At 69.3% G+C, this 13,864-nt stretch carries 13 protein-coding genes and 2 pseudogenes; 9 read left to right on the forward strand and 6 right to left on the reverse strand.

All coding sequences use genetic code 11. The features are described 5' to 3' along the window. Positions 1-450: pseudogene (locus ABZX37_RS48005) on the forward strand (aldo/keto reductase); the annotation flags it as partial. A gap of 859 nt (positions 451-1,309) precedes the next feature. On the opposite strand, the gene ABZX37_RS48010 reads toward ABZX37_RS48005, so the two are convergent. The 3 genes from ABZX37_RS48010 to ABZX37_RS48020 all read right to left on the reverse strand — a co-directional run bounded on the left by ABZX37_RS48010 (position 1,310) and on the right by ABZX37_RS48020 (position 3,989). Beyond that, positions 1,310-2,245, reverse strand: a complete 936-nt coding sequence (locus ABZX37_RS48010) for a ParA family protein (RefSeq protein WP_354751033.1) — start codon at positions 2,243-2,245, stop codon at positions 1,310-1,312. Between the two features lie 62 nt (positions 2,246-2,307). Next, positions 2,308-3,099: a thioesterase family protein gene (locus tag ABZX37_RS48015; protein ID WP_354751034.1), complete on the reverse strand. Its 792-nt coding sequence runs from the start codon at positions 3,097-3,099 to the stop codon at positions 2,308-2,310. After that, on the reverse strand, positions 3,099-3,989 hold the full coding sequence (locus ABZX37_RS48020) for a RecB family exonuclease (RefSeq protein WP_354751035.1): 891 nt from the start codon (positions 3,987-3,989) through the stop codon (positions 3,099-3,101). Before ABZX37_RS48020 ends, ABZX37_RS48015 begins: the two co-directional genes overlap by 1 nt. Before the next feature lie 240 nt (positions 3,990-4,229). On the opposite strand from ABZX37_RS48020, the pseudogene ABZX37_RS48025 reads away from it, so the two are divergent. From ABZX37_RS48025 to ABZX37_RS48045, 5 genes and pseudogenes are all read left to right on the forward strand, one after another. Beyond that, a pseudogene (locus tag ABZX37_RS48025) lies at positions 4,230-4,367 on the forward strand (AraC family ligand binding domain-containing protein); the annotation flags it as partial. Between the two features lie 78 nt (positions 4,368-4,445). After that, a complete protein-coding gene (locus ABZX37_RS48030; RefSeq protein ID WP_354751042.1) occupies positions 4,446-4,925 on the forward strand; it encodes an AraC family transcriptional regulator in 480 nt (159 codons plus the stop codon). Positions 4,926-5,008: 83 nt separating this feature from the next. After that, positions 5,009-6,142 (forward strand): 4-hydroxybenzoate 3-monooxygenase, encoded by a 1,134-nt coding sequence (locus ABZX37_RS48035; protein WP_354751036.1) that lies wholly within the window; start codon positions 5,009-5,011, stop codon positions 6,140-6,142. Positions 6,143-6,227: 85 nt separating this feature from the next. Then, a complete protein-coding gene (locus ABZX37_RS48040; protein ID WP_354751037.1) occupies positions 6,228-7,382 on the forward strand; it encodes a M50 family metallopeptidase in 1,155 nt (384 codons plus the stop codon). A 78-nt stretch (positions 7,383-7,460) separates the two neighbouring features. Further along, entirely contained in the window at positions 7,461-8,291 is an 831-nt protein-coding gene (locus tag ABZX37_RS48045) for a tRNA (adenine-N1)-methyltransferase (protein WP_344274147.1), read from the forward strand. Here the strand turns inward: ABZX37_RS48045 and ABZX37_RS48050 are convergent. Further along, entirely contained in the window at positions 8,288-8,746 is a 459-nt protein-coding gene (locus tag ABZX37_RS48050) for a hypothetical protein (RefSeq protein WP_354751038.1), read from the reverse strand. The genes ABZX37_RS48045 and ABZX37_RS48050 overlap by 4 nt on opposite strands. Further along, on the reverse strand, positions 8,747-9,640 hold the full coding sequence (locus ABZX37_RS48055; RefSeq protein ID WP_354751039.1) for a hypothetical protein: 894 nt from the start codon (positions 9,638-9,640) through the stop codon (positions 8,747-8,749). It abuts the gene before it with no gap. Between the two features lie 338 nt (positions 9,641-9,978). Between ABZX37_RS48055 and arc the strand changes: the two genes are divergently transcribed. Continuing rightward, positions 9,979-11,781, forward strand: coding sequence for a proteasome ATPase (arc, locus tag ABZX37_RS48060; protein WP_344274157.1), 1,803 nt, complete (start codon positions 9,979-9,981; stop codon positions 11,779-11,781). Between the two features lie 55 nt (positions 11,782-11,836). Here arc and ABZX37_RS48065 read toward each other — a convergent pair whose 3' ends face one another. Further along, entirely contained in the window at positions 11,837-12,742 is a 906-nt protein-coding gene (locus ABZX37_RS48065; protein WP_354751040.1) for a DMT family transporter, read from the reverse strand. A 120-nt stretch (positions 12,743-12,862) separates the two neighbouring features. Between ABZX37_RS48065 and ABZX37_RS48070 the strand changes: the two genes are divergently transcribed. Next, positions 12,863-13,201, forward strand: coding sequence for a hypothetical protein (locus tag ABZX37_RS48070; protein WP_101439870.1), 339 nt, complete (start codon positions 12,863-12,865; stop codon positions 13,199-13,201). Between the two features lie 94 nt (positions 13,202-13,295). Then, positions 13,296-13,864 (forward strand): aldo/keto reductase (locus ABZX37_RS48075; protein ID WP_354751041.1); only part of this gene is annotated, 569 nt, incomplete at its 3' end.

Below are 13,864 nucleotides of genomic sequence, written 5' to 3' on the forward strand. Positions count from 1 at the left end.
TCAACATCCGGACCCGCGCAGGCGGACGTGGTGCGCCGGGCGTTCGAGTTGGAATCGGGCGGGCAGCCGGTGTTTTCGTCGGTTCAGTCGACGTGGAACGTCTTCGAGCCTTCGGTCGGCCCGGCGCTGGCCGAAGCGAAGGCGGCCGGGAAACGGGTGCTGGTCAAGGAAACTCTCGCGAACGGGCGGCTCGTCTCGGAGGCTCCGGAGCCGCTGCGGCGGATCGCCGGGGCGCACGGCGTCGGCCCGGACGCGATCGCGGTGGCCGCGGTGCTCGGGCAGGAGTGGGCTCCGGTGGCAGTGATTGGTCCGTCGAGCACGGCGCAGCTGACCGCGAACCTCGCTGCCACGCAGGTCCGGTTGAGCGATGACGAGCGTTCTGTGCTGGGGGGACTGGCGCAGGACTCGCGGGAGTACTGGGCGCATCGATCCCACCTCGGGTGGAGTTGAGCGATTGCATTACCCTCGGGGGCCACCATGGCCCGGGGCGAACGGGCACCATTGAGCGCGGAGGGGCAACGTGCGTCGTCGGCAGGTGCCAGCAGTCGCTGTGCTGGTCGGGCTGGGGGCGCTGGCCGGGCTCGCCGGATGCGGCAATCGGCCTAACAATCTCGAGACTTATTACGACGATCCGGCTCCCTCGCCGGGTACTAGTGCGCCAGTGGCTCCGCCGGTGTCGCGTATCGTTGATCCTCCGGTGGTTTCTTCTTCGGCGGTGCCGGATCCGGGGCGGGCTCAGGCGGCGTTGTTGTCTGATTCGGACGTTGCCGAGGAGGGTGTTGCGCCGGGCTCGGGGCGCGTTTCGGGGTGTTTGAGCGGGTTGGCTGCTGGGGAGCGGAAGTCGGTTAGCTGGGTTTATCCGAGCGGGTCGGCGTTGACGCACGAGGTCACGGTGTATGCGGGCCGGTCTGGGGAGGATGTCGTGGCGGGCGCGCATTGTGCGGGGGTTGAGGTGACGTTGCCGCCGCAGTCGGGGGTGAGTGTGCAGCGGGCTTGGTGTGAGGGCTCGACTTGTGCTGTGTTGGTGGCTCGGGGGGATGTTGTGTCGGCGTTGAGTGTTGCGGCTAGTACGCCGGCTCGGGCGCAGGATGCGGCGAAGCGGTTGTTGCCGAAGGTTGTGGCTAGGTTGGCGGGGTAGGTCGGCAAGCTGTGTTTTTGGCGTCGGCTTCGCCGCCGCGCGCGGGATCGCTTTTAAGCCGGCGTTTGGGGGCTCACCGGCGTGAGGGGCCTTCGGCCTGTCACGCCGGTCAGCCCCCAAACGCGGGCGCGATCCCGCGTGGTGGTTTCGTTGGTTTGAAGTGGACGGTCGTTAGCGCGGGCGGTTCGGGCGTTTGGGCATCAGGTCGTACAGCTTCTTGCGCGCGCCGTTGTCGTTGACGTTGCGGGCGACTGCCACCTCGGAAATGAAGTCTTCGAAGACGAACTCGTCGTCGGCGGGGACCTCGGTGGGGCCTGGGTTTTGGGCTAGGTAGCTGTCCAGGGTTTCGGCGATTTCCCGGAACGACACCGCTTGGATGGTTTCCGGGGCGAAGGTCGTGACTGGGACGCCGTGGGCGGCAGCCTCGTTCATCACTACGCCCAGCGGGACGTGCGAGAGCATCGGGACCCCGAAGGAGTACATCTCCTGCAGGGCGGCTGCGGCGTAGTGCGAGATGGGGCGGCGGTAGAGACCCGGCACGATGCCGAACCACGCGATGGGGGCGCGGCCGGTGGTTTGTTCTACGTAGCGGACCTGTTCCGACAGCAGGCGCAGGGCCCGGATGCTCGTTTTGTCCGGCTGGACCGGGACCAGGATGCCGTGCGAGGCGGCCAGCGCGTTGTTCGTCAGGACGTCCTGGGCCGGCGGGCAGTCGATGATCACGTGGTCGTAGTGGGCGAACTGGATCACCCTCGCCAGCTGCCAGCCGGGCACGCGGAACTGGTCCAGCCTGCGGATCAGGTCGAACATGCCGGGGGACGTGGGGATCACGTCGAACGCGCCGCCGCGGCCGATGTTGCTGCGCGGGTGCGGCACCGCCAGCTGCTCGATCGGGCCCTTCCACAGCTTCGTCAGCGCTTTCGCCAGGCTCGGCGCGTCCGCCGGGACCTCGTCGATGCCGAGCATCTCGGTGGTCGCGTGCCCCTGCGGGTCGAGGTCGACGAGCAGCACCCGCCTGCCGCGTTCGGCGAGGGCCGCGGCCGCGCCCACGCTCAGCGAGGTTTTGCCCACCCCGCCCTTCTGGTTGACCACCGAGGTGATCTGCATGCCGGAGCGCTCCCTTGTCGGTCGTTCCGCGAAGGCTATCGGACTCGTGCGCCGCGGCGCGCTCATCCGCCCCCGGCCTGTCGCGGACGCACCAGCAAAGCCTGCGCGCCGGTGCCGACCGGACCGGAACGATCGTGCAGCGTACTGGTCGCGGTGCCGACGCCGTGCGGCCCGACCAGCGTCACCGCGTCGAGGCCGATCCACTCGCCCTCGGGGATCCGGCGCAGGTGCACGGTGAGTTCCGAGTTGATGAACCACCACTCGGCTGTCGGCAGGAAGTGCGACACCCCGTTGCCGGAGTCGGCGATGGCGAACAGCCGTTGCAGGCCCGTCGGTTCCTCGCCGTCGACCAGCGGATACCGCTGCCGCGCCCACACCGCGGCCGGGCCGGGAGCGGAGATCGCGCCCCGGACCGAACGCCATTCGATCGCGTGGAGGTAACCGCCTTGCCAGTCGTCCGGGAAGGCCGCTTCGCTGCCGGCGTCGGCCGCGGGCAGCAGCGGACCGCCGTCGGTGGCGATGTCGGCGGTGTCCGACGTCGCGATCCGCCACCCTGACGCCCGCGCGACCGTCCGGCCGTTCGCGGACAGCTCGGACTGGACCAATTCGACGGTCCGGCCCGGCCGTTCGATCCACGACCGCTGCTCCAGTTCGCCCACCGGAGCCGGGCCGAGGATCTCGACCGTCACCCGCGCCAGCTGTGCCGGATGGTTCGACTCCAGCCGTTCGAGCCCGCGCACCAGCAACGCCGACGGCGGGCCGAAATGCTGCGCGCCCGGGTTCCACGGGCCGGTGGTGTGCTCAGTCGCCTCGTACCGCTCGCCGCCGAGCGGGAGGAAGAACGCGTCGCCCATCAGTCGGCCCGGTCCAGGACGGTTTCCTCGCCCGGATCAGGCTCCGGCCAGCCCGGGTACTCCGGCGGTGTGCCGCCGAACTCCGGGCAATGCGCCTGGTGATCGCACCACGAGCACAGCTTGCCCTTGTTCGGCCGGAAATCGCCGGTCTTGCCCGCCTTCAGGATGGCCTGCCAGATCGCTTCCAGCGTGCGCTCGAATCGGACCAGCTCGGCTTCGTCCGGCGTGTAGGCCAGCGACTGCCCGTCGGTCAGGTACATCAGCTTCAGCTGCCGCGGGACCACCCCGCGCAATCGCCACAGCACCAGCGCGTAGAACTTCATCTGGAAGAGGGCCTTGGCCTCGCCGATTTCCCGCGGCGCGGCGCCGGTTTTGTAGTCCACGACCCGGATCTCGCCGGTCGGCGCGACATCCACCCGGTCGATGTACCCGCGCAGCAGCACGCCCGAGCCCAGCTCGATCTCGACGTGCAGCTCGCACGCCTCCGGCTCCAGCCTGCGCGGATCTTCCAGCTCGAAGTACGAGTCGAGCAGTTTTTCGGCCGAAGCCAGCCACTTGTCGGTCTCGCCGGGTTCGCCGTCCGCGAACAGCTCTGTCCACTCCGGACTGTCGCCGGACAGCTCCGTCCACGTCGGGGCGAGGAGTTCCTTGGCTCGCGGAGCTACTCGTTCGGCGGCGGGGAGGGCGAAAAGCCGCTCCAGAACCGCGTGGACGAGTGTGCCGCGCAGTTGCGCCCTGGTGGGGACCTCCGGCAGACGGTCGACTGCGCGGAATCGGTAGAGCAGCGGGCACTGCTTGAAGTCGCTCGCCCGGGACGGCGACAACGCAGGCCGCCTCCTGGCGGGCGCGCCTGCCTCGGGAGGGGTGGTGACCGTGGCGGTGTCGGACATGGGGCAGAGCGTAACGCCGGGGTACGACAATTGTTTGGTCCCGGCTTCGCCGGGACGTGCGAGATCGCTCTCAAGCTGGCGTGCGGACCGAGCGACGCGCCCGGCCCGGGGGCCGTTCACGTCGCTCGGTCCGCACGCCAGCGCGATCTCGCGTTGTGGTCGGGTTGGGGAATGGGTGTGGTGGCAGTACCGGCTGGGATGACTCCGCAGGGGGCTGGGTGGTTGCCTCGGGGGTTTCGGATGGGGAGGCATTCTCATCCGAATGGGCAGTTGGTTTATGCGGCCCGGGGGGTCTTCAGTACTACGACTGAGTTTGGGACTTGGGTGGCTCCTGCGGATCGGGTTGCCTGGACTCCTCCTGGGTTTGTGCACTCGCATCGGTTTTACGGGCGGACTGACACTCGGATTCTGGCTGTTCCCGCTGAGGAGTGCGGGGCGCTGGACCGGAGGCCTGAGGTGTTTGTGGTCTCGCCGTTGTTGCGGGCCGGGATCTTGGCGTTGACCGGGGACGGGGCGCGGTCTGACGAGGCGGCTCGGCGGGTTCGGGCTGTGGTGATTGACGAGTTGGGGGAGGTGCCGGGGGAGACGTTGCATCTTCCGGAGCCTCGGGACGATCGGTTGCGGGTCGTCACGGAGTTGCTGCACGAGGAGCCTGGGCGGGGCGAGACGTTGGCTGAGCTGGGGCGGGTCGCGGGGGCCAGCGAGCGGACGTTGAGCCGGTTGTTCCACAGCGATCTCGGGATGAGTTTTCAGCGTTGGCGCACGGTGTTGCGGGTGCATCACGCGTTGTTCCGGCTGACCGAGGGGGCGTCGGTGACCGACACGGCGATGGGCTGCGGGTGGTCGAATCCGTCGGCGTTCATCGGGGCGTTCACGGCGCTGGTGGGACAGACGCCGGGGCGGTATCAGGCTGAGTTGCGCGGGCGCGGGGAGTAGCGGGGAGGAAGTTGGCGGGTTTTCGTTATCGGCTGCCTGGTTGGTGGTGGGCGCGGGCGGCGGGCTCGAAGACAGTGGTGATCATGAGTCGGACAGACGAGAAGACCACTGTGGTTGTTGTCGGCGGCGGGGTCGCGGGGCTTGCGCTCGGGACGTTTCTCCTGCGCAGCGGGATCCCTTGTGTGGTAGTGGAAAAGCACAGCCGGGAGTACGTCGAGCAGCGGCAGCGAGCGGGGTCGCTCGACGGGCGCGGGGTGCGGATGCTGCGGGAGTGGGGAGTCGGAGAGGCTGTCGAGGGGCACGGGGGCGGGCCGTCGGACGTGGTGTTGCCGCTGATCGTCGATGGCGAGCGGCGGGCGTGGCGGATGGACGTCGACGAGGACGGGGCGGGTGCGTTCATTCCGCAGCAGGTCCTCGTGCGGAACCTCATCCGGATCTTTCTGCGGGACGGCGGCGATCTCCGGTTCGGGGCGGAGGACGTCGTGCTGGAGCGACTTGACACTGACCAGCCTCGGGTGCGTTATCGGGACAAGGCGATCAGCTGCGAGTTCGTCGCGGGCGCGGACGGGTTTCAGGGCGTCAGCCGGACGGCGGTTCCGGACGGGTTTCTCACCTGCCACAGCCACGAGTTCGGTTACGCCTGGTTGTCCGCGATGACGGGGGTGCCTGCTGATCCGGTGGCCGTGATGGCGGTGCATTCGCGGGGGTTCGCCGCGCAGATCACCCGCGGGCCGGAAGCGAGCCGGGTCTACCTGCAGTGTCCGGTGGACGACACGGTCGGCGACTGGCCGGACGATCGGGTTTGGGACGAACTCGACGCGCGGTTCGGCTCGGCAGTGGTACGGGGGCCGATCGCCACCAAGCAGGTCGTGCCGTTGCGTGGGGTGGTGTTCAGCCCGATGCGCTACGGCAGGCTGTGTCTCCTCGGGGACGCGGCGCATCTGATTTCGCCGATGAGCGCGGAGGGAATGAGCCTCGCGCTGCATGACGCGGAGGTGCTTGCCCGGGCGATCGCCGGCGAGGTGGAGAAGGGCGATCCGAGTCTGCTGGAGGGCTACTCGGACGCCTGTTTGGCCCACGTCTGGGAGCGGCAGGCGTCAGCGGTGTGGATGACCGACGCGATGCACGATTCCGGGGACGCTTCGTATCGCGGGGAGTTCCGGAAACAGGTGGCGCGGGCGAATCTGGAGAACCTCGTCGAGCCGAAGCCCGCCTGACCCTGCCGCTCGGCGAGACCGACACCACCCGTCCGGGGCGACCGGGTCACCGGCTTCCCACACGCCGACCCCTACGCTGTCCGGCATGGCCGCGACCAGTCAGCACGGCGCCGGGCCCGCTCGGCGAGCCGGCGGGGACGGCGGCCTGCTGCTGTTCCGGGTCGGCGGGGTGCCCGTTTTGCTCGCCCCGTCGTGGTGGATCGGGTCGCTCGTCATCGTGGTGCTTTACGCGCCGCTGGTCGGGCGGCTGCTGCCGGACGTTTCGACGCCGACTTCCTGGCTGCTCGCCGCCGCGTTCGCGGTGCTGCTCGGGCTTTCCGTGCTCGCGCACGAACTGGGCCACTGTCTCGTCGCGCTGCGGCTCGGGATTCCCGTCCGGCGGTTGCGGCTTTTCCTCCTCGGCGGACTGTCCGAAGTGGCCCGTACGCCGCGACGGCCTGGGCAGGAAGGGCTTGTCGCGGCGGCGGGTCCGGCGGTTTCGCTGGTGCTGGGCGGATTCTGTTCGCTGCTGCTCTTCGCGGTCCCGCCGAACGGTGCGGTGTGGCTGCTCGTCGCGGAGTGCGCGGTCGCCAACTTCGCGGTCGGGTTGTTCAATCTCCTGCCGGGATTGCCCTTGGACGGCGGACGGCTCGTGCGCGCCGGGGTCTGGGCGATGACCGGGTTCCGGGCCAAGGGAACGAAGGCCGCGGTCGCCGGTGGTGCGCTGGTCGCGACTGGGCTGATCGTGTGGGCGCTGCTCGGCTTGGCGATGCAGAGCCCGGACCGCTGGCTGCGGCTCGGCGTGTGCGTCGTGACGGCGTGGTTCGTGATCCTCGGTGCGCGGTCCGAGCTGGCCGCCGAAGCCCGGCGCGGCTGGCCTGCTGGGCTGGAACTGTCCGATTTGGTGCGTCCGGTCCTGCAGCTGCCCGCGGAAAGCCCGGTCTCCGACGCCTTGGCCGCGTCGGCGGGACGGGGCGTCGTGCTGGTGCGCGCGGACGGTGTCGCGGCCGGATTGCTGGACGAGCAAGCCGCGCAGCAGCTGGCGGGCATCAGTCCGCACGCGCCCGCCGAACAGGCCGCCGAGCCGATCCGTGCGGAGACCGTGTTGCTGGCGTCGGAACCGGGCGAGGAGATCGCCGAGCGGGTGCGCGAGACGCCTGCCTGGCAGTTCCTCGTGGTCGACGACGAAGGCCGCCCCGCGGGAGTGTTGCGCCGCGAGGACCTGCGGACCGCGCTGATGCAGGGCCGTCGCGCTCAGTGAGGCACCCGCGCACGACGCGCGCGGGACGACCTGCGAGGATTCGACGTCGGCGTTCCGGGTTTGCAGTGGAGGAAGAAGTTGTCGGTCAGCGGACCGTTTCGTGCAGGTGACCGGGTTCAGCTGACGGATTCGAAAGGCAGGCACTACACCCTCACGCTCGCCGACGGCGGCGAGTACCACACGCATCGCGGTGCCCTCGCGCACGACGACCTCATCGGCCGTCCCGAGGGCAGCGTGGTCACTTCGGCGGGCGGCAGCACGTATCTCGCGCTGCGGCCGCTGCTCCCGGACTACGTGCTGTCGATGCCGCGCGGCGCGCAGGTCATCTACCCGAAGGACGCCGCGCAGATCGTGATGTGGGGCGACATCTTCCCGGGCGCGCGCGTCCTCGAAGCCGGTGCCGGTTCGGGCGCGCTGACTTGCTCGCTGCTGCGCGCGGTCGGTCCGGCGGGACAGGTGTTCTCCTACGAGATCCGCGACGACCACGCCGAGCACGCCGAGCGCAACGTCACGAAGTTCTTCGGCGAGAAGCCGGACAACTGGACGCTCACCGTCGCCGATCTGGCCACGCACACCGGCGAGGTCGACCGGGTCGTGCTGGACATGCTCGCGCCGTGGGACCAGTTGCCGAACGTCGCCGCGCACCTCGTGCCCGGCGGAGTGCTGACGGTCTACGTCGCGACTGTCACCCAGCTGTCCCGCGTCACGGAATCGCTGCGGGAACAGCAGTGCTGGACCGAGCCGGAGTCGTGGGAGACGCTGATGCGGCCCTGGCACGTCGTCGGCCTCGCGGTGCGGCCGGACCACCGGATGGTCGCGCACACCGCTTTCCTGCTCACTGCACGCCGTCTCGCCGACGGCACGGTGTCGCCGCGGGTTTCACGTCGGCCCAGCAAGGGCAAAGGCTAACCAGGGACGCACCAGCGACCGTTCTCGCGCCGAAGCGGGAACGGCGTGTTCTTGTGCCCGCCGGCGCCTTCGACCCGGACGGTCACGGTGGCTTCGTCGCCCGCGATCGCCGGCTGTCCGGTGAGCGAGACGCGAAGCGGGCCCGCGGCGTCCCATTTCGACTGGAGTTCCTTCAGCGCCGCCGCAGTTTGCGGTTTGCACGTGAGAGTGCCGAATTCGGCGGAGTCGGCGCGCGTGATCGCGTCGACGAGAGTGCGCGCCAGCGAGGCGATCGCGGCCTGATCCGCCGCGGGCGCGGGACTCTGGGACGCGCTGCTTCGCGGCGGAGGCGGGGGCGCGGGCGGTTCCGTCGTGGTGCGGGCGGGCCCCGGCAGGCCGATCGAGACCAGGCCGAGGACACCGCCCGCGACAGCGACCGCGAGCAGGACGAGTGCCGTGCCGAGCCGGCGTCTCACCTAGTGGTCCGTGCTGACCTTCCCGAGGCACCAGGCCCCGCCCTGGCGCAGGGCGGTGAGGGTGCCGTCGGCGGTCTTCGTGGACGTCGTGACGTGGTACTTCACCGTGGCCTGGTCGCCGCTTTCCTGCGGGCTGCCGGTCAGCTCGAAGTGGATGCCCGAGGGCATCTTGTCGGTCGGCTTCTGGCCCTTGGTGAGGCTGGTGCAGAGCAACGAGTACAGCCCGTCGGTGTCGGAGCTGTTGTACGCCGCCGAAGCGGCGTCGAACAGTTCGCCCGAGGTGGCTTTCGCACCGGACGCGGCCGGGTAGTTGCCGCTGCTCGAACCCGAGGACGAGGAGCTCGACGGGGACGACGACGAACTGCCGCTGGACTGCGGGGCCGCGACCGGGGCCGAGGACGACGCGGGCGGGGCGGCGTTCTTGGTGTCCTTGCTGTCGCCGGTGAGCCAGATGACCAGGCCGGTCCCGCCGCCGAGGAGGACCACCGCGGCGATCGCGATGCCGACGATCAGGCCGGTCTTCTTCTTTTTCGGCGGCTCCTCGCCGAACCCGCCGAACTGGCCTCCCGGCTGCTGCCCGAACGGCCCGCCGGGCTGGCCCGGCCCGCCGGGCTGCTGTCCGAACTGCCCGAACTGGTCCGGCTGCTGGCCGTACTGCGGGGGACCGCCCGGCTGCGGGTATCCGCTCTGGTAGGGGCCTTGGCCGGGGGCTCCGGGACCGCCGGGGCCGGGCGCGGAGGGGAATCCGCCGGACTGCGGGCCCTGCGGCGGCTGCCCGCCCTGGTTCCATCCGCCCTGCTGAGGCTGCCCGTACGGCTGCTGGCCGCCGGGCTGCTGCCCGTACGGGTTCGGCTGCTGTCCGTAGCCGCCGGGCTGCTGCGGCGGATAAGTCATTTCGGTTCCCCCTGCCGTGCGAACGAAAGTCCTGGCCACGTGCGGAGCGTGGCCACCCGGGGATGCTAGCCAGCCGCGCGCCTTCGCGCGCAGCCAACCCGCAAGTCGGGTTTGCGGTCCGCGCCGCCGGGCGTCCGCGATGCGTTCAGTTCCGCGTTGCGGAAACCCGTGCGGAGCGGATTCCCGTCCGCGGCACCGAATCGGCCGCTTGCGCTGCGCTCGCGGCCGTGCTGGCCGGAAGAAAAAGCGCGACGCGCCGGTCTTGTGATGCGGAAAGGCCTTTTCTTGTCGGTGATCGCCGGTACCGTGGAATGAAAAGCACTCCGAGGAGGTGCCCGATGCATCATGACCTTCCCGGAGGTCGGCGCGAGGAGGCCGACCCTTCAGCAACCGGCGGAGCAGGGCAGACACCAGAGGAACAAGCCCGGCAGATCCGTTTTCTCGAGGAAGAAGTGGCGCTGCTGCGCCGCAGGCTCACCGATTCCCCGCGACAGAACCGCGTTCTCGAACAACGTCTCGCCGAGGCGTCGGAACGGGTGAGTCAGCTCACCGAGCGGAACACGAAACTCGTCGAAACCCTGCGCGAGGCGCGGGGTCAGCTGCTCGCCCTCCGCGAAGAGGTCGACCGGCTGGCCCAGCCGCCGAGCGGCTACGGGGTGTTCGTCGAGGCGTACGAGGACAACACGGTGGACGTCTACACCGCGGGGCGCAAGATGCGCGTCTCGGTGTCGCCCGCGGTGGAGGTCTCGTCGCTGCGGCGCGGGCAGGCGTTGCGGCTCAACGAGGCGCTCACGGTCGTCGAAGGCGGCGATTTCGAGCGCACGGGCGAGGTGTGCGCGCTGCGCGAAGTGCTCGCACCGGACGTCGAGGGCGGGGCCACGCGCGCTCTCGTGGTCGGCCACGCGGACGAGGAGCGGGTCGTCCTGCTTTCCGGTCCGCTGTCCGAGCAGCCGCTCAAACCGGGCGATTCGCTCCTGGTGGACTCCAAGGCGGGCTACGCCTACGAGCGGGTTCCGAAGGCGGAGGTCGAGGACCTCGTGCTGGAGGAGGTGCCGGACGTCCGCTACGAGGACATCGGCGGCCTGACCCGGCAGATCGAGCAGATCCGCGACGCCGTGGAGCTGCCCTTCCTGCACGCGGACCTGTACGAGCAGTACCAGCTGCGCCCGCCGAAGGGCGTCCTGCTCTACGGCCCGCCCGGCTGCGGGAAGACGCTCATCGCCAAGGCGGTGGCGAACTCGCTGGCCAAGAAGGTGGCCGAGGCTCGCGGGGACCAGGCGGACGGCAAGTCCTACTTCCTCAACATCAAGGGCCCGGAACTGCTGAACAAGTTCGTCGGCGAGACCGAGCGGTCGATCCGGCTGATCTTCCAGCGGGCGCGGGAAAAGGCCTCCGAGGGCACCCCGGTCATCGTGTTCTTCGACGAGATGGACTCGATCTTCCGCACCCGCGGCTCGGGCGTGTCGTCCGACGTGGAGACGACGATCGTGCCCCAGCTGCTGTCGGAGATCGACGGAGTCGAGGGGCTGGAGAACGTCATCGTCATCGGCGCCTCCAACCGCGAGGACATGATCGACCCGGCGATCCTGCGGCCGGGCCGGCTCGACGTGAAGATCAAGATCGAGCGTCCGGACGCCGAGGGCGCGAAGGACATCTTCTCGAAGTACCTGGCCGAGGGCCTGCCGATCCACGCCGACGACCTGGCGGAGTTCGGCGGGGACCAGAAGGCCACGTTCGACGCGATGATCCAGCACACCGTCGAGCGGATGTACGAGGAGAGCGACGAGAACCGGTTCCTGGAGGTCACCTACGCCAACGGGGACAAGGAAGTCCTGTACTTCCGCGACTTCAACTCGGGCGCGATGATCCAGAACATCGTGGACCGGGCGAAGAAGTCGGCGATCAAGTCGGTGCTCGAGACCAAGCAGCCCGGCCTGCGCGTGCAGCACCTGCTGGACGCGATCGTCGACGAGTTCGCGGAGAACGAGGACCTGCCCAACACCACCAACCCGGACGACTGGGCCCGGATCTCCGGCAAGAAGGGCGAGCGGATCGTCTACATCCGCACGCTCGTCACCGGCAAGAACCAGGAATCGGGGCGGGCGATCGACACCGCCACGAACACCGGTCAGTACCTGTAGCGCACCGCGAACCTGTGGGGCCGCCGGATCGTCTCCGGCGGCCCCACAGGCCGTTTCAGACCCGTTCCAGGACCGGTTGCCGCGTGCGGGAAAGCCGCCCGTGCGACGCCAGGATCCCGAGCACCACGAGCAGCGCGCCGACGGGTTCGTTCCAGTGCACCGGCTCGTCGAGGACCAGCACTCCGAGCAGAACGCCGACCACTGGAGTGAGGTAGGTCACAGCGGAAGCGTTGGCCGCGCCCCAGGCGGTCGCGATGGCGGTGTTCCACGTGTAGGCCACGCCGGTGCCGAGCACGCCGAGCGCGAGCATGGACAGCACCACGGCGAGATTCAGGCGCACCGGCTGCGCGGCGATCACCGGTGTCGCGGCGAGCAGAATGACGGTGGCGAAACCGGTTTGCCCGAACGCGACGACGACCGGATCGGGATTGCGCGGCGACACGAATTTCCGCAGATACACGAAAGCCATGCCGTAGCAGGTGGTCGCGCCGAGACAGGCGAGTTGCGCGAGGACTTCGTGGCTGAGGTCGATCCCGCGCCAGACGCCGACCAGCGTGAGCACGCCCGCGAAACCGATCAGCAGCCCGGCGGTTTTCGGGCGGGTGAGCCGTTCGGCGGGCAGGGCCGCCGCGGCGAACAGCATCGTCAGCAGGGGAGTGGTGGCGTTGAAGATGCTGGCGAGCCCGGACGCCACGTACTGCTCGGCCCACGAGTACAGCAGGAACGGGCCCACGCAGAACAGCAGCGAAACCACCGCGAGGTGCGCCCACAAGGCGGGATCGCGGGGGAGCGATCGCCTGCGCAGCACCAGGAACGCGCCGAGCGTCAACGCGCCCAGCGCGACACGGGCAAGCGCGACCTGAGCCGGCGACAGCCCCTCCAGGCCCACCTTGATGAACAGGAAACTCGCGCCCCACACGACGGCGAGCGCGACGAACCGGGCGGCGATGCCGAACCTCACTGAACCTCCGAAGCTGCCGGATGACTGCTGCGGCCAGTCAACGTCCGCGCCACGCCCGGAGTCCAGCAGGTTTCCGTCACTGTGTTCGACATCAGTGTATAACGACCTATACTGCGCCGCGTGAGCACAGACAACGCCCGCCCGCGCCCGCCGATCACCGAAGCCGACGTACTGGCCTGGCTCGAAACGACCGCTGCCGCCGTCCAGGCGGGGGAGCTGAACGCCAACGACCTGATCGACCTGCTGGGGGAGCTGCGCCGGGCGTCCGCGGCCTGCGCCGACGCCTCCGACTGGGCGCTCCTCGCCGCCCGGGAGGAAGGGGCCAGTCTCCGTCAAATCGCGCCTGTCTTCGGCAAAGGCTACGTCCGGGCACCCGCCGCGCGCCTTGAGAAACTCCATCGCCAAGCCCAGAACTCCGGCCAATGGCTCGCCATCCTCCGGCACAAACAAAGTGTATAACGTCCTATACATCTGGCGATGAGAAAACGCTCCACGTCGCCTCGCCTAAACTTTTTCCGCAATTCCGAAACCCAGCAAAGACAAGGGGACCCCGATGGACCGCATCGCGGTGGGGCTGGCCGCGCTCGGCCGTCCGGCATACATCAATCTGGGGCGAGACTTGCCCGAAGTGCGGGACGTTCCGTCGATGCGGGCTGCGACGCACGAGGTGCTCGACGCGGCGTATGCGGCGGGGGTCCGGTGGGTCGACGTCGCGCGGTCTTACGGCCGTTCGGAGGAGTTTCTCGGCGGCTGGTTGGCCGAACGCGGACACCGGGATGTGACTGTGTCCAGCAAGTGGGGCTATCGCTACGTGGGCGAGTGGCGGCTTGATGCGGATGTCCACGAGGTCAAGGAACACACGCTGCCGCGGTTTCGTGAGCAGTGGGCGCAGACCCGGGAACTCCTGGCGGGGCAGGTGGATCTGTACCAGGTTCATTCGCTCACTGTGGACAGTCCACTTTTCACTGATCCGGCTCTGATCGACGCGCTGGCCGGGCTTTCCGGCGACGGCGTCGAGGTCGGCTTCTCAACATCCGGACCCGCGCAGGCGGACGTGGTGCGCCGGGCGTTCGAGTTGGAATCGGGCGGGCAGCCGGTGTTTTCGTCGGTTCAGTCGACGTG

It is taken from the genome of Amycolatopsis sp. NPDC004079, assembly GCF_040610415.1.
Classification (GTDB): domain Bacteria; phylum Actinomycetota; class Actinomycetes; order Mycobacteriales; family Pseudonocardiaceae; genus Amycolatopsis; species Amycolatopsis halotolerans.

Coding starts and splice junctions, on each gene's coding strand:
- ABZX37_RS48015 (WP_354751034.1), bottom strand. CDS start 3,099: ATGGGCGACGCGTTCTTCCTCCCGCTCGGCGGCGAGCGGTACGAGGCG.
- ABZX37_RS48010 (WP_354751033.1), bottom strand. CDS start 2,245: ATGCAGATCACCTCGGTGGTCAACCAGAAGGGCGGGGTGGGCAAAACC.
- arc (WP_344274157.1), top strand. CDS start 9,979: ATGCATCATGACCTTCCCGGAGGTCGGCGCGAGGAGGCCGACCCTTCA.
- ABZX37_RS48055 (WP_354751039.1), bottom strand. CDS start 9,640: ATGACTTATCCGCCGCAGCAGCCCGGCGGCTACGGACAGCAGCCGAAC.
- ABZX37_RS48020 (WP_354751035.1), bottom strand. CDS start 3,989: ATGTCCGACACCGCCACGGTCACCACCCCTCCCGAGGCAGGCGCGCCC.
- ABZX37_RS48040 (WP_354751037.1), top strand. CDS start 6,228: ATGGCCGCGACCAGTCAGCACGGCGCCGGGCCCGCTCGGCGAGCCGGC.
- ABZX37_RS48035 (WP_354751036.1), top strand. CDS start 5,009: ATGAGTCGGACAGACGAGAAGACCACTGTGGTTGTTGTCGGCGGCGGG.